The organism is Caballeronia arationis (assembly GCF_001544975.2).
Classification (GTDB): domain Bacteria; phylum Pseudomonadota; class Gammaproteobacteria; order Burkholderiales; family Burkholderiaceae; genus Caballeronia; species Caballeronia arationis.
Map to the genome: position 1 here is coordinate 1 of NZ_FCOG02000016.1, position 21,587 is coordinate 21,587.

Below are 21,587 nucleotides of genomic sequence, written 5' to 3' on the forward strand. Positions count from 1 at the left end.
GTCCTGGAACGCGCGCCACAGATGGTCGCGGTCCACGGCGCGTTCGTCCATCGCGAGCGCGACCGGATCGCGGCCATCCGCGCGCGCGGCCGTCTGGCCGATCTTCGCGCGCCATTCGATGTCCGCGCCGCGCCACCAGCCGGTGACGGTCGGCAGGTCGTGTGTCGTCGTGGTGGCGGTCACGCCGCGGTCCCATTCGGAGGGCGGCTTGAAGCCGTCGCCTTCGACCGCGCGTTCGAACCACAGCACGCGGATGCCGAGCAGGCCGTGCTCTTCGAGCCGCTCGGAAAAGCCCGGCGGCACGGTGCCGAGATCCTCGCCGACCACGATCGCGCGATGCCGCCACGATTCGAGCGCGATCAGCCGGAGCAGGTCGTCGAACGGATAGCGCAGGTACGCGCCGTCCTTCGCGGGCTCGCCTTCGGGCACGAGCCAGAGGCGTCGTAGCCCGAGAATGTGATCGATGCGGATGCCGCCAGCGCGCGCGAACGACGCGCGCAGCATGTCGATGAACGCCGAGAAACCTTGAGTGCGCATCGCGCGTGGGGAGAAGGTCGTGAGTCCCCAGGACTGCCCGGCCTGGTTGAAGAGATCGGGCGGCGCGCCGACCGAGACGCCCGTCAGCATTTCGTCGCGATACGACCATGCGTGACTGCCCGCGCTGTCGCAGCCGACGGCCAGATCCGCGATCAAACCGACCGCCATCCCGGCATCGCGCGCGGCGTGTTGCGCGTGCGCGAGCCCCTTCGCCGCGAGCCACTGCGTGAACAAGTAGAAATCGACTTCGCGTCGATGCGCCTCGGCAAACGCCGCGACGGCGTCGCTGCGCGGGTCGCGCAGTTCGTCGGGCCAGTTGCGCCAGTGGCCTTCGCCCGTGCTGGCCAGTTGATCGGCCTGCAGCGCCTCGAAGCGCGCGTGGTCTTCGAGCGCGCGTCCGCCGCCTTCGACGAACGACGCAAAGTCCTTCGCGAAGGGCGTTTCCGCGTCCTGCGAGAACCAGCCGAAAAGCTCGCGGAATACGGCGAGCTTCGCCTTCGTCGCGCTCGGCCAGTCGATCAGCGGGAGGTCTTCCAACTCCGCCATGTCCTTCGCCACGCCCGCGCGCTCGATCGCCGCGCGTGCGGCCGGCGCGCCGAGCACGGCGGCCGGATCGACGTGCGCGATGTTCAGAAAGAGGCGCGACGACGGCGAGTACGGGCTGAATTTGTTCGGCTCCGCGCTGAACATCGCGTGCATCGGGCTGATCGCGAGCGCGTGGCTGCCGCGTTTCGCGCTCTCGACGGCAAGCGTCGCGAGCGCCGAGAAATCGCCGATGCCGCCGTCGCCCGGACGGCGCAGCCCGTAGACCTGCGCCGCTACCCCCCAGAGCGGCGGCGCATCGTCGGTCGCGTCGTCGTGCAGCGCGCGCCAGGCGTCGTCGATGGTGTAGCAGCGCGACGGCGCGACGGCGAGCGTCGTGTGATGGTCGTTGATGACGAGCGCGTGGTAGCCCGGCTCCGAGATCGGCGAGAGCAGTGCGATCTCGCCCTTCGGCGAAGTGAACCGCCCGTCGATCACGGCGCCACTTTCCAGTTCGATCCGGTAGCGCGCGCCCGACCGGGCCGCCGACACCGGCAGCGCGATCGCGCGGTCCACTTCGGCGGTGATGAGCGGCGGCAGCTTGCGGCCGGACAGTTCCGCGTCGAGCGTGGACATGCTGTGCCTCAGTTGCGTGGCGTTGCCGCACGGCAGGCCGAGGCGTTCGAGCAGTACACGCAACGTCGACTCGGGCACGCGCTGGGTGTGCTTGTGCGCGTCGAGCCATTCGACTTCGAAGCCCGCGCGCGCGGCGAGCGTTTCGATCGCGCTCATCGGCGCAGACGGTTTGACGGTGGTCGGGCTCACGAGGCGCGTCCCTCGGTGGTGGTGTGTTCGAAGCGACGCGCGTCGTGGGCGATCGCGTAGTCGTTGACGTCGCCCGTCAGCCAGGCGACGAACGTGCGTTCGCCCAGTTCGCCGCGCTTCACGCGATCCTGCGCGCGCGCGGGCGTCTCGAAAATGATCTTGCCCGACGGCATCTCGCCGAGCGCGACGGGCGTTTCGCCAAGATTGAGCGCGACGGAGAGCGTTTCGCCGTCGCCGAGCCGCCAGCGCGCGACCAGCGCCTTTTCGGCGAGCACGGTCGCGCCGAGCGCCTTCGCGTCCTTCAGGCGCGGCGTGATCAGCTTCGCGCGCACAGCGAGGCCCGAGCGGTAGAAATGCAGCCATTCGAGACGGTCGGCATCGTTTTCGGCCTGAGTCGGGCGCGGCGAGGACATCTGGAACGTGCCGGCGTCGTTCGGATCGGGAATCTGCGCGCGGCGCTTTTCGTCGGTGAACGCGGAGAATTTCGCGAATTCGCGGCGCCGCCCTTCGCGCACGGCATCCGCGAGTTCGTCGTGATAGTCGGTGAAGAACAGGAACGGCTGTTTCGAACCGTACTGTTCCTCCATGAACAGAAGCGGAATCTGCGGCGACAGCAGCAGGAGGCTGGTCGCGGCGAACAGCGTCTCGTCGGATACGAGCGAGCGCAGCCGGTCGCCCATCGCGCGGTTGCCGACCTGGTCGTGGTTCTGCAGGAACATCACGAAGCGCGTGGGCGGCAGATGCTTGCTCGGCTCGCCGCGCGGCTTGCCGTCGTGAATCGGCGACGGCTCGCCCTGATACACGAAGCCCTCCGACAGCACGCGCGCGAGTTTTTCGATCGGCTGGTCGATGTAGGCGCCGTAGTAGCTCTCGCTCTCGCCCGTAAGGAGGACGTGCAGCGTGTTGTGCGAATCGTCGCTCCATTGGGCGTCGAAATGCGTTTCCAGCAGGTTCGACGTGTTGTGCTCGTTTTCGAGCACGAGATGCACATGGCGCCCGGTTTCGACCGCGCTGCGCACGCGCTGCGCGAGTTCGCGCAGCCATTCGTCGTCGTTGATCGCGTGGACGGCATCGAGGCGCAGGCCGTCGAAGCGATATTCGCGCAGCCAGTAGAGCGCGTTGTCGAAGAAGAAATCGCGAACCTGCGGGCGCTCGAAATCGATCGCCGGGCCCCACGGGGTGTTCACGCCTTCGCGGAAGAACGTCTTCGCGTACGCGCTCAGGTAATTGCCGTCCGGTCCGAAATGGTTGTAGACGACATCGAGAAACACCATCAGACCTAAACCGTGCGCGGTATCGACGAGCTTCTTCAACTCGTCGGGGCGCCCGTACGACGAGTCCGGCGCGTAGGGCAGCACGCCGTCGTAGCCCCAGTTGCGCGAGCCGGAAAAATCGTTGAGCGGCATGAGTTCGATGGCGGTCACGCCGAGCTCGGCGAGTTCCGGCAGGCGCGCGGTGACGCCCGCATAGCCGCCCATCGCGCCGACATGCAGTTCGTAGAGCACCGTCTCTTCCCACGGCCGGCCGTGCCAGTTCGTGTGGGTCCAGCGATAGGCGCGCGGATCGATCACCTCACTCGGGCCGTGCACGTCTTCCGGCTGGAAGCGCGACGCCGGATCGGGCACCGCGAGATTCTCGTCGAGCCGGTACAGGTAGCGCGTGCCGGCGCCGCCATCGGCTTCGGCTTCGAACCAGCCGTCGCCAGCCGGTTCCATCTCGACGAGCGTCGGCGCGGTGTTCGCGTCAGCGTGGATTTCGAGCTGCACCGTCTCGCGCGACGGCGCCCAGAAACGATAGCGCGTCCGGGGTGTTTCCTGCGCCGCGCCCGTCACGTGCGCGCCGAACGGCAGGCAGTACGAGTAGTGGTGCTTGTGCGGATCGATAGGACATTCGGACATGGTTTCCTGCCGTTTTCGGTTGCCTTGCAAAGCTGCGCCTTGGTCGTCTCAGGTGGTTCGCTGCGGTGCGTCCGGCGTCTCGCCGCTCGCATGCTCCGACGGAATGTCGGGCGGACGGCGGCTCGGCATGGTGCCGGGGTCGGGCGGCAGCGCCGTCAGAAGCCGCGGCCCCTGATGGGCACCCGCCATCCACACGGCCTGCCAGTCTGCGTCGCCGGTCGGCTGGGCGAGCAGCACGACGATGCTGTGCGCGGCCACCTCCAGTTCGCTTCCGACGAGCGGCCGCTGCGGCGCATCGGGCGCCGCGCTATCCAGAAGCACGTTCCATTCCAAGTGAGGCGGGGGCGGGGCGAACATGAGCGCTTGCGACGACGCGTTGATCATCAGAAGGATCACGTCCGTTTCGCCCGAGAGCCCCGGGCCGGCGCGGCGCAGCGTGAGCGCGCGGCCTTCGGGGTCCTGCCATGCCTCGATCGTGAGCGCCATGCCGCGCTCGTCGAACCAGCTTACGTCGTAGAGGCCCGGCAGGACTTCACGATCGCCATACAGGAAGCGCGTTTCGCGCAGCACCGGGTAGTTTTTGCGCAGTGCAATGACGCGTGCGACATATTCCGTCTGCGCGCGGCCGGCGGGCGAATTTGCCGCCTCCCAGTCGACCCACGAGACCTCGTTGTCCTGGCAATACGCGTTGTTGTTGCCGCGCTGCGTGCGTCCGAATTCGTCGCCGCCGAGCAGCATTGGCGTGCCGAGCGACAGGAGCGTCGTTGCGATCAGCGAGCGCGCGACGCGGCCGCGCGTGACCAGGATATCGGGATCGTCGGTCGGGCCTTCCACCCCCCAGTTTGCGCTGCAATTTTCGTTGTGTCCGTCGTTGTTGCCTTCCTGGTTCATCTCGTTGTGCTTGTGCTCGTAGGCGGTGACGTCAGCGAGCGTGAAGCCGTCGTGCGACGCGACGAAATTGACGGACGCCCACGGCTTCCTGAAACGCCGGTTGAAGAGTTCCGCCGACCCGGTGAGCCGCGCGGCCAGGTCCGGGCGCATGCCCGCGTCGCCGCGCCAGAAGCGGCGCACGCCGTCGCGATACTTGTCGTTCCATTCCGCGAAACCGGGCGGATGATTGCCGACCTGATAGCCGTCCGGGCCGATATCCCACGGCTCGGAAATGAGCTTGCGGGTCGAGAGGACGGGGTCCTGGCGTATCGCATCGAAGAAGCCGGAGCCGGGGTCGAAGCCGTGGCCTTCGCGGCCTAGCGTGACGCCTAAATCGAAACGGAAGCCGTCGATGTTGAACGCCGTGCACCAGTAGCGCAGCGAATCCATGACCATTTGCAGCACGCGCGGATGCGACAGGTTCACCGTATTGCCGCAGCCGGTCTCGTTGATGTAGTGGCGCTCGTCGCCGGGGATCAGGCGGTAGTAGCTCGCGTTGTCGAGCCCGCGCCAGGAGACGGTCGGCCCGAGTTCGTTGCCTTCGCAGGTGTGGTTGTAGACGACGTCGAGTATCACTTCGATGCCGGCCGCGTGCAGCTGGCGCACCGCGATGCGCATTTCGTTCAGGCGATGGGTCGAGAGATACGACGGGTCGGGCGCGAAGAACGCGGCCGTGTTGTAGCCCCAGTAATTGCGCAGGCCTCGCTCGACGAGGAAGCGGTCGTTGAGGAACGCGTGCACGGGCAGGAATTCGACGGCGGTGATGCCGAGGTTTTGCAGATGCTCGATGAACCACGGCGACGAGAGCGCCGCGAACGAGCCGCGTTCGTGCTGGCGGATATCGTTGCGCAGCATGGAGGTGCCGCGCACGTGTGTTTCGTAGATGATGGTTTCGCCCCAGGGCGTGTCGGGGCGCACGTCGCGGAACCAGTCGAAGGCGTCGTCGGTGACGATGGCCTTGGGCATCGCGGGTGCGGAGTCGCGGCGATCCATCGACATGTCGAGCCGGTTCGAGTGCACGCGATAGCCGAAGAGCGCATCGGACCAGCGCCACGGGCCGACGAGTTTTTTCGCGTAGGGGTCGAGCAGGAGTTTGTGCGGGTTGAAGCGATGACCGTGTTGCGGCTGATAGGCGCCGTGCGCGCGCAGGCCGTAGACGGTGCCGGGATGCGCGCCGGGGAGATAGCCGTGCCAGATTTCGTCGGTGCATTCGGGCAGGTCGAAGCGCATCAGTTCCTTGCGGCCGGTGCTGTCGAAGAGACAGACCTCGATGCGGTGTGCATTCGACGAGAACACTGCGAAGTTGACACCGAGTCCGTCCCAGTTGGCTCCGAGCGGGTAGGGCGCGCCCGGGAGCAACCTTTCAGGTAATGCGTTCATTGGGTTTTTGCTCGCGCGTGGGGTTGGGGGCGGTTCGTTGCGATGCCTTGCGTTGCGATGCCTTGCGTTGCGTTGCGTTGAACACCTCGGTCTTGATGCGCTTCTATGGAACCTGTTTTCTTAGTGGTCTATTAGCTCTGCCCCTGTCCGGGGCGGGACTTACTTTCTTTGCTGCTGCAAAGAAAGTAAGCAAAGAAAGCAGCTTTTTAGGCAGCAGTCACCGCACGTCAACGCACTCGCATTACCGAGTGGTGCAGCGCCTAAGTGTCGCCCCCAAACATCCACCCGGCTTGGTGCGCGCACGCACTGACGCCTCCAGCAATCCAACAAAGTGGTATGCACTGCGTTCAGGTCCGTCCGCGCTTCACTCGGACGAGGGGTACGCCTGCAAACCAGCGGACTGTAACCACGATCGCGACCCTCAACCGCCCGACTGATGTACCTTTCGTCCAGCGAAGCGAAAACGGATGAATGACTGCTGTGCCAACTCGTTTGCTGTGCGATGTCACAGTGCGTGCCGCGCGCCAAGCCCCTTAAGTTCGTTGAGGACGACACTTAGGCGGTATGTCCACTCAGTACTTCAAAGGCGTTGCCGTCCTGAGACTGCTGCTTGAAAAGCTGCTTTCTTTGCTTACTTTCTTTGCAGCAGCAAAGAAAGTAAGTCCCGCCCCGGACAGGGGCAGAGCTAATAGACCACTAAGAAAGCAAGTTCCCCAAAAAGCGAAGCGCACAAAAACCGAACGTCGTTCAATCAGCGCGAAGCACAATCGTAGCCAACGGCGGCAACGTAAGCGCAGCAGAAAAAGCCCGCCCATGACTGGCAAAGTCATCGGCATGAATGACGCCTGCATTACCCATATTGGACCCGCCATAAATCGACGAATCCGAGTTGAGCACTTCGCTCCACCGCCCGCCGCGAGGCAAACCGATCCGGTAACCCTGCCGAGGCACCGGCGTCAGGTTGCACGCCACGATCAGCTCGCGCCCTTCGCCATCCGTGCGCCGGAACGCATAAACGCTGTTGGCGTTGTCATCCCCGACGAGCCAGTCGAAGCCGCGCGGATCGCTATCGAGCCTGTGCAGCGCGGGCTCCTCGCCATAAAGCCGGTTCAGGTCGCGCACGAGCTTCTGCAATCCGCCATGAAACGCATCGTCGAGCAGATGCCAGTGCGGCGATTCATCGTGATTGAACTCCGCGAACTGCCCGAACTCGCCGCCCATGAACAGCAGCTTCTTGCCCGGATGCGTCCACATGAAGCCCAGATACGCGCGCAGGTTCGCGAACTTCTGCCAGCGGTCGCCCGGCATCTTGCCGATCAGCGATCCCTTCCCATGCACCACTTCATCATGCGACAACGGCAGCACGAAGCGCTCGGAGTACGCATACACCATGCCGAACGTGTACATGTGGTGATGGTACTGACGGTAGACCGGATCCTCCTCCATGTAGTGCAGCGTGTCGTGCATCCACCCCATGTTCCACTTGAAGTCGAAGCCGAGCCCGCCGTTCTCCACCGAAGCCGTCACGCCCGGCCACGCCGTCGATTCCTCCGCGATCGTCATCGCGCCCGGAATCTGCCGCACTTCGTGATTGAGCCGCTTTAGAAACGCAATCGACTCCAGGTTCTCGCGCCCGCCGTAAATGTTCGGAACCCACTCGCCGGCCTTGCGCGAATAGTCGCGATAAAGCATCGAAGCGACCGCGTCGACCCGCAGTCCGTCGACGTGATAGCGCTTTAGCCACGCCAGGCCCGATGCGATCAGGAACGCGCTCACCTCGTTGCGGCCGAGGTTGTAGATCATCGTGTTCCAGTCCTGGTGATAGCCCTCGCGCGGATCGGCGTGCTCGTAAAGCGGCGTGCCGTCGAAGTGCACGAGGCCGTGCGCGTCGTTCGGAAAGTGCGCAGGCACCCAGTCGAGAATCACGCCAAGCCCCGCCTCGTGCGCGCGGTTCACGAACTCCGCGAACTGCTCCGGCGTGCCGAAACGCGCGGAAGGCGCGAACTGCCCAAGCGGTTGATAACCCCACGATCCACCAAAAGGATGCTCCGCGATCGGCATGAATTCGAGGTGCGTGAAGCCCATGCCTTTCGCGTACGGAATCAGGCGCTCGGCAAGCTCGTGCCAGTTCATGCCGCGGTTTCCCTCCTCCGGCACGCGCAGCCACGACTCGGCATGCACTTCGTAGATCGTGATCGGCGCGCTGGGTGTCTGCTTTGCCCCGCGCTCCTGCATCCACTGGTCGTCGGTCCAGGCGAAGCTGTCGATGGCGTCCGCATCGGCGACGACCGATGCCGTCGCCGGCGGCTTCTCGCTCTGCATTGCGCAGGGGTCGGCCTTGAGCGGCAGCGTGTGGCCGTCGCGCGCGACGATCTCGTACTTGTAGCGCGTGCCCGCGCCGAGCCCCGGGACGAACAGTTCCCACACGCCCGCGTTGTGACGCAGACGCATCGGATGCCGGCGTCCGTCCCACGAGTTGAAGTCGCCGACCACCGAGGCGCGCCGCGCATTCGGCGCCCACACGGCAAAGCGCACTCCGGCCACGCCTTCGTGCGTGCACGGGCGCGAGCCGAGCGTGTGCATCACGGCGTACGGATCGCCGTGGGCGAGCCGGTTCAGCCAATCGTCCGGTAGAACCGGCCCGAACGCATATGTGTCGTGCGTGTCCTGCGGCGTGCCGTGCCAGTCGATCGAGAGGCGGTAGGCGCCCGGCTTGTCGACAAATCCCGTGTAGAGGCCCGCGTCGTGGATCTTCGTCAGGCTCCCGAGCGGTGCGCCGGACTCGCGGTCGAGCACCGTGACACCCGAGGCTCCCGGCAAAAGCACCCGCACGACATGCCCCGAGTCGGTCTGGTGCATGCCGAGCTTCGAAAACGGATCGGGATGGCGGGCCTCGACGAGAGCGTCGATGTCGAGCGAATGCAGCCCCTCCGCAGGGTCTCTCGCATCACTGCGCTTATTCATGTTGGGTTCCATCGGACGTATCCTTGTTGGCTTCGATCACGTGTCGCGTGCCGGGCGCGGGCGGTGCGCCCGTATCGCCGAGCAGGCGGCTCGCAAGCGACGCGAGGCCGCGCAGCGGAAGGCCGATCCAGGTCGGGCGGTTCGCTGCTTCGTAGCGGATTTCGTAGGCGGCCTTCTCGATCAGGAAAAGGTCGAGCAATGCCGTGTAGACGGACTCGCCCGCAACCGGTTCCGGCGACTGTTCGAGCGCTTCGCGATACTGAAGCAAGAAGCTCTCCTCGGCGTGCACGCGCAGACGCTCGAAGAGCGCGCGCTTGCGGTCGGCGGTCTGCGGCGGCGCGTTTTCCGTCGTCGGCTGCGCGGCGGCGCTCGCATACGACAGCGAACGCAAGAGCCCGGCAACGTCGCGCAGCGGACTCGTCTTCTTGCGGCGCTCGTCGAGCGGGCGCGCCGGCTCGCCCTCGAAGTCGATCAGGTACGCATCGCCCTGCGCCATCAGCACCTGGCCCAGGTGGAAGTCGCCGTGGATGCGGATGCACAGCGCATCGGCGTCATCCGGCACGAGTTTCTTCACCGCGTCAATCAGCATGTCGCGCCGGTCGATCAGGCTCTGCGCGAGGAAACGGTCGTGCTCGTTGAAGTCGCCCATCTTGTGCTCGATGATGTCGAGCGCCGACTCGAGCAGCTTGAGCGTGCCTTGGATCCAGTCATGCACATCCTCCTTCGTCGCGCGTGTGGGCGAGAACGCTTCGTCGTCGGTCGGCGAGGCGAGCGCGACGTGCAGTTCCCCGAGCCGCCGGCCGATGATGCCCGCGATGGCTCGATAGCCCTCGAAGCCCTGCACTTCGTTCATGCGGTCCGACGCGTGCTCGTCGGAATCGACGGCCACCGCGAGTTCGTCGACGGTGCGGCGCAGGTAGTCGAGCGCGTAATTCCACGCGTCGCCCTGGTTGTCGATGTAACCCTGCAGGATCGCGAGCGTGTGCGGCACGTTCTCCGGGTCGACGCGTACCACTTCGCCGAAGAGCGGCCCGGTGTTCGCGTAGCCGAGCTTCGTCAGATAGCGGCTCATTTCCGCTTCCGGATGAATCCCGCCGACGAGCCGGCGGACGAGCTTCAGTACCACGCGGTCGCCGACCACGAGCGAACTGTTGCTCTGCTCGGCGGCGAGCCAGCGGATTTCGGGCGGCGATTGCGGATTGAAGTCGAGTTCGGCGAGACGCTCGGTCGGAATGAAGCGGATTTCGCTCTTCTGCACGGTCGGCACGACGGCGCGCTCACGCAGCTTCCTCAGCACGCCATAGGCGAAGAACGGCACGGCAAACGCATCGGTGATGTGGCCGATATTGCGGTTGCGACGCACGCGCGCGAGCGCAAGCTGCATGTAGAGCGGCGAGGTGGTCTCGCTGCCCCATGCGATCGCGAGCGGCAGCACGTAGCGCTCGGTGTGATCGCCGACATCCGCTTCGATTTCCGTGAACGCGAAGCCCGCGCCTTCGATCGTCGTGAGCGCGGCGAGGCGCACGCTCTTCATCTTCTGATCCTTCGATGCGAACCAGCGCCGCTTGCTCAGATACGAAGGCAGCACTTCCGATTCGAGCAGGCGCACGTTTTCGGGCGTCGGGCCGGTCTGTCCCGCGCGGATCACCATCGTGACGAATTCGGGCAACTGCTCCGACGGCGCCTGGCTCCATGCCGGACGCAGGTTGCCCGGGCAAAGCTGGAACCAGAGGAAGCCGTAGGGCGGAAAGGTCAGCAGATAGGTAAGCTGGCCGATCGCCGGGAAGGGCGAGTCGGCGGTCATTTCGAGCGGCACCGAGCCCGCGAATTCCGAGAGGTCGAGTTCCACCGCCTGCGGCGCGCGCGAGAGATTCGCCACGCACAGGATCGGCGGTTCGCCCTCCAGTTCGCGCAGATACGCGAGGATCTTGCGGTTGTTCGGGCGCAGGAAGCGGATCGTGCCGCGTCCGAACGCGTGCTTCGAGCGGCGCACCGCAAGCATCTTGCGCGTCCAGTTCAGCAGCGAATGCGGGTCGCGGCTTTGCGATTCGACGTTGACCGCGTCGTAGCCGTAAAGCGAGCCCATCACGGGCGGCAGCACGAGCTGTTCGGGATCGGCGCGCGAGAAGCCGCCGTTCCTGTCCGACGACCATTGCATCGGCGTGCGCACGCCGTCGCGGTCGCCGAGGTGGATGTTGTCGCCCATGCCGAGTTCGTCGCCGTAGTAGATGACCGGCGTGCCCGGCATCGAGAGCAGCAGCGAGTTGATCAGCTCGATGCGCCGGCGGTCGCGTTCCATCAGCGGCGCGAGACGCCGCCGGATGCCGAGGTTCAGGCGCGCGCGGCGATCGCTCGCATAGGTGTTCCAGAGGTAGTCGCGTTCCGAATCCGTGACCATTTCGAGCGTCAGTTCATCGTGATTGCGCAGGAAGATCGCCCATTGATTCGACTCGGCCAGGTCCGGCGTCTGGCGCATGATGTCGGTGATCGGGAAGCGGTCTTCGCTTGCAATCGACATGTAGATGCGCGGCATCAGCGGGAAGTGGAACGCCATGTGGCATTCGTCTTCTTCGCCGAAATATTCCTTCACGTCTTCCGGCCACTGGTTCGCTTCCGCGAGCAGCATGCGGTTCGGGTATTCCGCGTCGATGGTCGCGCGGATCTTCTTCAGGATTGCGTGCGTCTCCGGCAGGTTCTCGTTGTTGGTGCCTTCGCGTTCGATGAGGTAAGGCACGGCGTCGAGCCGCAGACCGTCGATGCCCATGTCGAGCCAGAAGCGCATCACCTGCAGCACTTCCTTCATGACGGCGGGGTTATCGAAGTTCAGGTCCGGCTGATGGCTGAAAAAGCGGTGCCAGTAGTACTGGCCGGCGACCGGATCGTGCGTCCAGTTCGACGGTTCGGAGTCGATGAAGATGATGCGTGTTTCTTCGTACTTCTTGTCCGTGTCGGACCAGACGTAGTAGTTGCGGTGATTCGAACCGGGTTTGGCGTGGCGTGCGCGCTGGAACCACGGGTGCTGGTCCGAGGTGTGATTGATGACGAGTTCGGTAATCACGCGGATGCCGCGCGCGTGCGCTTCCTGGATGAAGCGCTTGACGTCGGCGATGGTGCCGTAGTCGGGATGGACGTTCCGGTAATCGGCGATGTCGTAGCCGTCGTCGCGACGCGGCGAGGGGTAGAACGGCAGCAGCCAGATCGTGTCGACGCCGAGTTCCGCCACATAGTCGAGCTTGGCGAGAAGGCCGGGGAAGTCGCCGATGCCGTCGTTGTTCGCGTCGAAGAAGGACTTGATGTGGACCTGGTAAATGATCGCGTCCTTGTACCAGAGCGGATCGTTGCTGAGAGTCGAGGACTTGTTGCGTTTCACGATATTTCGCTCCATACGTTTTTTTTCGGCGGCGCTCGGGTGTTGGCTAACACTGTTCGAAGCGCGACTGCATTCGTGGAACTCGATTTCTTATCGGTCGATTGGCTCTGCCCCTGTCCGGGGCGGGACTTACTTTCTTTGCTGCTGCAAAGAAAGTAAGCAAAGAAAGCAGCTTTTCAGGCAGCAGTATTAGTGCGGCAACGCGCTATGTCACCGGGTGGCGCAGCGCCTGAGTGTCGCCCTCAAAGGACCGACCCGGCCTGGCGCGCGCACGCACTGACGCCCCTCACACTTCAACAGAGTGGTATGCACTTCGTTTCGTTCCGCCCGCGCTTCGCTCGGACGAAAGGCATGGCAGGTGGTCCTCATGTCTCACCGACCGGAGGCTTCGGCAAGCCCCACACCGGAGCGATGCGCCAGATCGCAAACGGCAGCGAATTCGGATCGAGCCGCACGTGTTGTCGCCGCCCGCGCCATTCGAACCGCTGCCCGGTGACCTGATCCTCGACCGCAAGCGCGTCCCATTCGTGCACGCCCCAGCGCTCCATCGTCTGCCACGGCAATTCGATATCGGCCCCTTGTTCATTGAAGGGATCGAGATTGATGGCCACGAGGACGACGTTATCGCCCGAAGCATTCGACTTTTCGAAGAACAGGATCTGGTCGTTATGCGCCGGCAGGAAATTGACGCCCAGGTGCGTCTGCAGAGCGGGATTCGCCCGCCGCACGCGATTGAGCGCCGTAATCTCCCCAACGATGTTCCCCGGCCGGTTCCAGTCCCACGCACGCAACTGATACTTCTCGGAGTCGAGATACTCCTCGCTGTTCGGTAGCGCCGCAGCCTCGCATAGCTCGAAGCCGCTATAGACGCCCCACAGCCCCGAAAGCGTCGCCGCGAGCGCCGCGCGGATCACGAACCCGGCACGCCCGGAACGCTGCAAAAAGCGCGGATTGATGTCCGGCGTATTCACGAAGAAATTCGGCCGGAAGAACTCCCTCGCGTCGGTTTGAGTGAGATCGTGCATGTATTCGATGAAATCGCGCTTCGACTCGCGCCACGTGAAGTACGTGTACGACTGCGAAAACCCGAGCTTCGCCAGCCGGTTCATTACGCGCGGCCGCGTGAATGCTTCCGACAGGAAGATCACGTCGGGATGGCGCGAGCGCACGTCGTTGATCGCCCATTCCCAGAACGGAAACGGCTTCGTGTGCGGGTTGTCGACGCGGAAAATCCGCACGCCCGCTGCGACCCAGAACAGGAACACGTCGCGCAGGGACGTCCACAACTCGGGCTTCGCATCCTTCGCGTAGAAGTCCGGGTTCACGATGTCCTGATACTTCTTCGGCGGGTTCTCCGCGTAGCGCAACGTGCCGTCGGGCCGCCAGGCGAACCACGTCGGGTGCTCCTTCAGCCACGGATGATCCGGCGAGCACTGCACCGCGAAATCGAGCGCGATTTCGAGGCCGTGCGCATGCGCGCTGTCCAGCATCTGCTTGAAATCGTCGAGCGTGCCGAGTTCCGGATGCACCGCCGTATGGCCGCCCTCCTTGCCGCCGATCGCATACGGGCTGCCGACGTCGCCCGGCTGGGCCGTCAGCGTGTTGTTCTTGCCCTTGCGGTTAGCGATACCGATCGGGTTGATCGGCGGGAAGTACAGCACGTCGAAACCCATTTCGCGGATGCGCGGCATCTTCCCGATCACGTCGACAAACGTGCCGTGGCGGCTTTCGTCGTCGCTCATCGAGCGCGGGAAGATCTCGTACCAGCTCGCGAAGCGCGCGGCCGCCCGTTCCGCGTCGACCCGATAGGTCACCGGATCGCGCGAGAGAAACGGCCGGTGGCGCGCGGCGGCGATCGCCTTCGCGGTCTCGGCGCCAAGCACGATTTCGAGCTTGCGCTCGGGCGCCGCTTTCGTGAACTCCTTGACGAGGCTTTCGAGCGGCTCGGTCGAGGCGCCCTCGGCGGTCTGCACCTCGGCCAGGATCAGCGCGAACAGATGCCGCGCCTCTTCGATCTCCAGCTCGACCGTCTGCCCGGCGTTCAGCTTCTTCTGCATGTGATCCACGAGCGACGCGAAGTCGTCGCGCCACGCCACCACCGTGAATTCGTGGCGCCCGACGCGATCGAGCGGAATCCGCGCCGTCCAGAGATCGCGGCCGAGCGGCTGCACGAGAGCCATCGGCGTTTCGTGCCAGTCGGTTTCGTCGGCGGCGCGCCATTGCACGGCTGCAGCGATCTTGTCGTGACCTTCGGCGAAGATCGCCGCCTGCACCTCGACCGCCTCGCCGACAATGCGCTTCGCCGGAAAGCGCCCGTGATCGACCGAGGGCGTGACGCTCTCGATGGCGACGCGCGACGCGGAAAGCGCTTCGGTGACGGACTTCTTGTCGGCGGCCTTCGAGCCGCGCTTAATCTGCGGCTGCCCGAGCAGCACGAACGGCTCGGCGGCGGCGCGAAAAAGCCGCGTCTCGCCCGCGGCGAGCGTGAACGGCCCGAGACGCGCCTGCGTCGCGCCCGCTTCTCCGAGGGGCGCGAAGCGCGTGAAGCTGCCCGGCACCGCTTCCAGAAGATGCAGCGGATCGACATGAACCGGCGACGACAGATCAGGATTGACGACGATCAGCGCGGCCGCGTCGGCGAGCCGCAGGTCCGGCCCGTTCGCGCGTACGAGGGCTGCGAACGGCGTGCCGGCGCCGGTCAGCGCGCGCATCTCGCCCAGGGTCGCGAGCGTCGGGTCGTCGCGCTGCAACGCGTTCGCGCGCGCGACGTCCCTCGACAGGTCGAAGCGCGCCTGTTCGCGCGCGCGCTCGAACTCGGCCGCGACGCCGTACTGATACGACATCGGCAGCCCGACGCCATATTCGAAACCCATCGGCACGAGAATGCCGGTGCCGATCGCGGCCGCCGTGAAAAGCGCGCGCCGGTACGCCCGCTCGACGAGCGCGGTGTCACCCGTGTCGGGCAGGTCAGACAGGAGGCGCGTACCGTAGGGCTCCTCGGGAAACGCGATCGGCGACGCGACGCGCACGAGCGCCGCGTGCTCGTCGACGAGCCATCCGCTCCTGAAATCCCACCAGCGCGACGACGAAAACACCGCGTCGAAGCCCGCGTCCGTCAGGCCGTGCAGGTCGTGCCGGCTGACGCCGACCGTCCAAGCGAGCCATTTCGTCTCCGGATGCCGCTCCCGCACCGCCGCGCCGAGCCGCCGCCAGACATGCGCGGGCACCTTGTGCGGCGCGTCGAAGCGAAAGCCGCCGATGCCCGCGCCAGCGAGCAGCAGAAGCTCGCGCTCCCACCATTCGGTGAGCTGATGCGCAGCTTCGCCATCACCGAAATTCGCGTGCGCGACGTTCTCCTCGCGCGGCGGATGACGCGGGTCGAGCCGCGCCTCGGCGCTCTCGAACGGATGGAACCAGTGCTTGTTTTCGTGGTAAAGGCCGCCGCCGCTGCTGACCCGGTCGATCACGATATCCACGAGGAGCGTCACGCCGTGCTGCTTCGCCGTTGCGGCGAGCTGAGCGAGGCCCTCGTTTGCGCTCGCATCGGATTCGAAGACGGCATTCAAGCGGTGATGATCCGAGACGGCCTGACTGTGCCCGTTCTCGCCGGGCACGAACGGCGAGCCGATCAGGACGTGGTCGAAGCCGAGGGCGGCCGCGTGCTCGAAGTGAGCGGGCCACCGCGCGAGCGGTCCGACGAGAAGCGGGTCGATGAAATAAATACGCGGCGCGTACGCATGATGGGCGGGATGGTTTTCCATCGTTCGTCTTTTCCAGAGTCGTCCTGCGGTGGCGGGGATGCGGGTAAGCAATCGCGATCACGCTCACGGGCGGCAAAGAGCCAATCCGCATCGGATGGCTGCCGCAGACGGGCCTCAGAGTGTTTGGAGCATCACCTTTCCGGGGTCACGCATGCGGCGAGCACCGCTTTCGAGCGATACGCCATTCGGTGCGGCGCCAGGGTCGCACGGGCCGATGCAGCATGTAGCGTGCCGCATCCGGCGGGCGAGCCGGCGGTTCTTCCCGAACCGCCTTTTTTCAGGCGGCTCTTTCACGCGGCTTCCCGGAAGCCGCGTTGTTCCTCAGACAAAAGATCATGCACGCCGCGCGACGCGCTCGGCGGCCACGCCGGTAGCCGGTTGCGCGAGATCCGGCAGGGCGGCTTCGGGCGCACGCCGCACACCGAGCGCGGACTTCGCCGGACGGGCATCGGCGAGACTTGCATACAGTCCGACGAATCGCGCGACCGGCTGCGCCCAGCCATAGTCGCGCGACATCGCGTTGCGTTGCAGTGTGCGCCATTGTTGGGGCCGCATGAAGGCATCGATTGCCCGGGTTGCGCCCGCGATCACATCGTGAGCCGTCTCGCCGTCGAACAGGAAGCCGGTCGGCGCGGCAGTTTCCGCGTACGCGGCGGGTGCGTCGCAGGTGGCTTCGCGCGGAATCGCGAGGCGCAGGTCGGCCGCATCGACGATGGTATCGGCGAGGCCGCCCACCCGCGACGCCACCGGCACCGTGCCGTAGCGCATTGCGTAGATCTGCGTGAGGCCGCAGGGCTCGAAGCGGCTGCCGTGCAGCAGGATGTCGGCGCCCGCGTGCAGCGCGTGCGCGCGCCGCTCGTCATAGCCGATATGCACGCCGACGCGGTCCGGCCAGTCCTGCGCGAGCCGCCGGAAGCCCTGTTCGATATACGCCTCGCCCTTGCCGATCACGGCGATCTGCAGGCGCGCGTGCTTGTCGAGCAATTGCGGGATGGCGTCGACGACCACGTCCGCGAGCTTTTGCCCCGTCATCCGGCTGCCGACGGCGACGAGTGGCACGAACGGATCGGCGGGCAGGCCGAACATCTGTTGCAACGCGCGCTTGCAGGCGTGCTTGCCGCGCATGTCGTCGAAGGAATAGTTGCGGGCGATCAGCGGATCGGTGGCGGGATTCCACGTCTTCCCGTCGATGCCGTTGGTGACGCCAGTGAGCTTGTCCGCGCAGCTCTGCAGCACGCCTTCCATCAGATGCCCGAAGTGCGGCGTGAGAATCTCGCGGGCGTAGGTTTCGCTCACGGTCGTCACCGAATCGGCGTGGACGATGCCCGCCTTCATCAGGCTCAGCGCGCCGTAAAATTCGATGCTCTTCGGTTCGGCAAGCGCCGGCCCGAGCCAGTGCGCCGGCACGCCGAGCGAGGCTCCCAGCGAGAGCGAGTAGTTGCCCTGGAACGCGAGATTGTGGATCGTGAAGACGCTCTTTGCCTGCACGCCCGCGCGTTTCATCAGGAGCGGCGTGAGGCCGGAATGCCAGTCGTGGGCGTGGACGACGTGCGGTTTCTTCACGCCACGCACGCCTTCTGCGATGCGCACCGCCGCCGTCGACAGCGCGGCGAAGCGCACGGCGTTGTCGGTGTAATCGCGTCCCTGTTCGTCCTGATAGAGGCCGGTGCGCGCATAGAGCGCGTCGCTGCGGACCAGCAGGAGCGCCACGCCGGTACCGCGGGCATTCTGCCTCGCAACAGCGCAGCGTCGCCACCGGGAAGGCCCGGCAACGCGCAAACCTTGTGCAGACCTTCAGCCGATGCGATCGCCCCGGGATAAGCGGGCATCAAGATCGTGGCATCGACTCCCGCCTCGCGCAGCGCGGCCGCATAGGCGCTCACCATGTCGCCAAGGCCACCGGTCTTCGCGAGCGGGACGGCCTCTGAGGCGACAAGCAGAACATTCAAGGACAAAATTCGGCTCCCGGAGCGAGAGAGGAAGCCCGTCGATGGCGTATCCGGACAGTTCCGGACCGCACGTTCGCGGCGCTTCATCAGGTTGTTTTTTGTGCCGCCCCCTCTTGGAGCAAGGCGCGTGCCATGCGGCGTGCGCCGGAATGAACTGGAGAAAGCGGACGGCGCCGCGCGCTGTTAAGCGGTTCGTGAAATGGCCGTTCGGCCCGCGTGTAAAACTGACTGCGGCGGCCGTCGCCTTTTTACACGGTGCCCTGCGGATGCTCTTCGGAATTCTTATTGAATGAGCTTAGGGCGCAGATGTGACAGTGACGTTGCGCGCGGCACGGGCGCCGCGCGCCGGGACGGCGAGCGCCGTCAGTTGCCGCCGACGAGGCTCGCCGCGATATTGACGCTCAAGCCCAGCACGGCGACGTTGAAGAAGAACGACAGCACCGATTGCGCGAGCGCGGTGCGCCGCACTTCGGTGGAGCGCAGCGAGACGTCGGAAGTCTGCGAAGCGACCGCGATCGTGAACGAGAAGTACAGGAAATCCCAGTAGCCGGGCTTCAGTTGACGGTCGGGAAAGGCGAGGGCGGTGTCGTTGTCGTCGGACTGGTAATAGTGCCGCGCGTAGTGCAGCGTGAACATCGTCGGGATGAGGAACCATGCGCCGAGCATCGTCGCGCCGGTGAGCGCGTAGTGCTCGGCGGCGATGGCAACGCTCGCGTTCTTCGCCGCCGACAATTCCATGACGATGGCCACGATGCTCGCAATCGACGCGAGGCTCACGATGATCAGCACGGCGGCGGCGTTTTCGTCCTCGCGTTCGGCGAGTTCCTGAACCTGCTGTTGATGCGCGCGCGCCATCTTCACCCAGATCAGGATCAGATAGAGCCAGACCGCCGTGTCCCAGCCGAGCAGCGTGCGGACGACGGCCGAGCCGGGAAGCGGCGCGAGGATCGCCGCGACGGCGCCGATGACAAGTGCGATCAGCGCGCGCGGGCGATAACGGAAGACGGTCGGGATCAGGTTCATGATTTCGCGAGTGAGACGGCGGCAGCGGATTATTGTCCAGATGCCTTTCAAACCGCTGCATGGCGCGCATCGGCGCGCGGTTTTCATATCAGAATACGAAAACGCGTGTCGTATCGTAAAAAATTCACGATTTCGCCGAATCTCGCGCTTTTCGTGGCATGTTTTACTCGAAAGCCGGCGATTACCGAAAGCTGGTGCTGCCTCCGGCAAAAAGTCGCGTCGAAATTCGCGTTGCGAAAGAGTCCAAACGCGCACATGCTTGGGTTTTACGGCGTTAAGATCGTTCGCATGAATGCTCCTACTCATCCTGTCGTTCGCTGGCATCCGGCCAACAAGCTCGGTCGCGACTTCGTGGTCGGCGACCTGCATGGCTGCGTCGATGCATTGCGCTACCTGCTCACCGAGATCGGTTTCGACGGCGCGCGCGACCGCCTGTTTTCGGTCGGCGACCTGATCGACCGCGGCACGGATTCGCTCGCCGCGATCAATCTCATCGACAAACCGTGGTTCTTCCCGGTCCTCGGCAACCACGAGGATGCGCTGATCGCGGTCGCGTCCGGCAGGATGCGTCGCCAGGCGTGGTACTCGATCGGCGGCGCGTGGGCGGAAACCCTCGCCGACGATCAGCTCTCGACGCTTGCCGAACGGCTTTCGGTCCTGCCGCTCGTTCGCATCGTCGGCGACGGCGCGGAGCGCTTCAACGTGCTGCACGCCGAGTTCTTTGGCTCGGACGCCGATCTCGAAGTCGCCGAATTCCCGGGCGAAGTCCGCAACACGCTGCTGTGGGGCCGCGGCCTCGCGCTCGGCAGCGCGGATCCGTCGCGCCAGCACGGCCTCTCGCTCACCTACTGCGGCCACACGCCGACGCGCAATGTCAGGACGATCGGCTCGCAGGTCTATATCGATACCGGCGCGTTCTCCTCGGACGGCCGCCTCACCATCGTCGAGCCGGGTTCCGACCGGCGCTGGTCGGTGAAGGAGCGCTGGGCCGCGTCCGAAGGCGCGCGGGAACTCGCGCTGCCCTGAAACACCCGAAGCGCCGCCCGTCGTCGGGATGGCGGCACAGGCTTTGCTCGTTTCGTCTCAAATCGAAAACGGGACGGGAGGCGCGCGGTGACCACCACGGCACGAGACATCACATCCAGTTCCAGCGGCAACGGCGGCATGCAAGGCTGCCCGGAAGACCTGCCGCCCGGCCTTCGCTACGTCGACGATTCGCGGCCCGGCTACACGCGCGAGTGGACCGACGGCGCGTTCGCGTACTTCAACACACAAGGCAGGCGCATCGACGACCCGGCGGAAATCCGCCGCATCAACGCGATCGCGATTCCGCCCGCTTATATCGATGTCTGGATCTGTCCGGATGCGCGCGGCCATCTTCAGGCGACCGGCCGCGACGCGCGAGGCCGCAAGCAGTATCGCTATCACCCGCAATGGCGCGAGACGCGCGACGCCACCAAGTACGAGCGCATGCTCGCGTTCGGCGCGGTGCTGCCGAAGCTGCGGGCGCGCGTGGCGCGCGATCTCGCGCTCGACGGCATGCCGCGCGACAAGGTGCTCGCAACCGTCGTGCGTCTGCTTGACACGACGCTGATCCGCGTCGGCAGTGAGGAATACGCGCGTGAGAACCGTTCTTACGGTCTGACGACGCTGCGCAAGAAACATCTGAAAGTGACCGCCGGCACGCTGCGCTTCCAGTTTCGCGGCAAGAGCGGGATCGAGCATGACGTGCCGGTGAGCGACCGGCGCGTTGCGAAGATCGTCCGGCGCTGCATGGATCTCGCTGGACAGGACCTGTTCCAGTATCTCGACGCGGACGGCGCGCGCCATGCCGTCACATCGTCCGATATCAACGACTATCTGCGCGAAGTCACCGGCGCGGATTTCACCGCGAAGGACTATCGCACGTGGGCGGGCAGCGTGTTCGCGCTCGCCGCGCTGCGGCGGCTCACGTGGGAGACGGTCAGCGAGGCGCGCAAGCACGTGGTCGGCACGATCAGGGAGGTGTCGAAGCTGCTGCGCAACACGCCCACCGTGTGCCGCAAGTGCTATGTGCACCCGGCGGTGATCGAGGCTTTCGAGGCAGGCGAACTCGCAGACGCGATGCCCGCGTCGCGCCGTCACGGTCTCAAGGCCGACGAGGCCGTGCTCGCGATCTTTCTCGAAAAGGACACGAAGCGCCGCGCGCGGGAAGCGGCCCGCAAGGGCAGGAACGGCGCGGACGCGAGCGATGCACGGCTCACCGGCCTGCTGGCGAAGTCGAGCAGAAAGGCGCGGGCGGGGGCGCTGAAGAACAGCGGGAAGGATGTCGCGGCACAGGCGCTCGCGACCGTTGCGCAGAAGGGCGCGCCGAAGGCGGCGCGGCCTGCCGCGAAAAAGCTCGCGCGCACGCGCTCGCCGACGGCGGTGGCTATCGGCTGACGGGACC

Annotated in this window: 9 protein-coding genes and 1 pseudogene; 2 read left to right on the top strand and 8 right to left on the bottom strand. The window is 65.5% G+C overall.

Features of this window, described 5'->3' with window-relative positions; translation table 11 throughout:
- The 8 genes and pseudogenes from malQ to AWB81_RS11985 all read right to left on the bottom strand — a co-directional run.
- Positions 1 to 1,851: 4-alpha-glucanotransferase (gene malQ / locus AWB81_RS11950; RefSeq protein WP_062635681.1), on the bottom strand; the 1,851-nt coding region annotated here is incomplete at its 3' end.
- A gap of 29 nt (positions 1,852 to 1,880) precedes the next feature.
- Positions 1,881 to 3,782 (bottom strand): malto-oligosyltrehalose trehalohydrolase, encoded by a 1,902-nt coding sequence (gene treZ, locus AWB81_RS11955; RefSeq protein WP_062635478.1) that lies wholly within the window; start codon positions 3,780 to 3,782, stop codon positions 1,881 to 1,883.
- A gap of 48 nt (positions 3,783 to 3,830) precedes the next feature.
- Complete coding sequence (gene glgX / locus AWB81_RS11960; protein ID WP_062635480.1) at positions 3,831 to 6,092, bottom strand: glycogen debranching protein GlgX; 2,262 nt, start codon at positions 6,090 to 6,092, stop codon at positions 3,831 to 3,833.
- 747 nt (positions 6,093 to 6,839) lie between these two features.
- Entirely contained in the window at positions 6,840 to 9,056 is a 2,217-nt protein-coding gene (glgB, locus tag AWB81_RS11965) for a 1,4-alpha-glucan branching protein GlgB (RefSeq protein ID WP_062635482.1), read from the bottom strand.
- Positions 9,049 to 12,441 carry a maltose alpha-D-glucosyltransferase gene (gene treS, locus AWB81_RS11970; protein WP_235025776.1) on the bottom strand — a complete coding sequence of 1,131 codons (3,393 nt, stop codon included), beginning with the start codon at positions 12,439 to 12,441 and terminating at the stop codon, positions 9,049 to 9,051. The genes glgB and treS overlap by 8 nt, the downstream gene beginning before the upstream one ends.
- Before the next feature lie 350 nt (positions 12,442 to 12,791).
- Entirely contained in the window at positions 12,792 to 16,187 is a 3,396-nt protein-coding gene (locus AWB81_RS11975) for a maltotransferase domain-containing protein (protein WP_062635486.1), read from the bottom strand.
- Positions 16,188 to 16,520: 333 nt separating this feature from the next.
- A pseudogene (gene glgA, locus AWB81_RS11980) lies at positions 16,521 to 18,142 on the bottom strand (glycogen synthase GlgA).
- Positions 18,143 to 18,499: 357 nt separating this feature from the next.
- Positions 18,500 to 19,159, bottom strand: coding sequence for a DUF1345 domain-containing protein (locus tag AWB81_RS11985; protein WP_062635488.1), 660 nt, complete (start codon positions 19,157 to 19,159; stop codon positions 18,500 to 18,502).
- Between the two features lie 288 nt (positions 19,160 to 19,447).
- Between AWB81_RS11985 and AWB81_RS11990 the strand changes: the two genes are divergently transcribed.
- Together AWB81_RS11990 and AWB81_RS11995 are read left to right on the top strand one after the other, a co-directional pair.
- Positions 19,448 to 20,185, top strand: a complete 738-nt coding sequence (locus AWB81_RS11990; protein WP_062635683.1) for a metallophosphoesterase — start codon at positions 19,448 to 19,450, stop codon at positions 20,183 to 20,185.
- 138 nt (positions 20,186 to 20,323) lie between these two features.
- A complete protein-coding gene (locus AWB81_RS11995) occupies positions 20,324 to 21,580 on the top strand; it encodes a DNA topoisomerase IB (RefSeq protein ID WP_062635490.1) in 1,257 nt (418 codons plus the stop codon).
- Positions 21,581 to 21,587 lie beyond the last annotated feature (7 nt).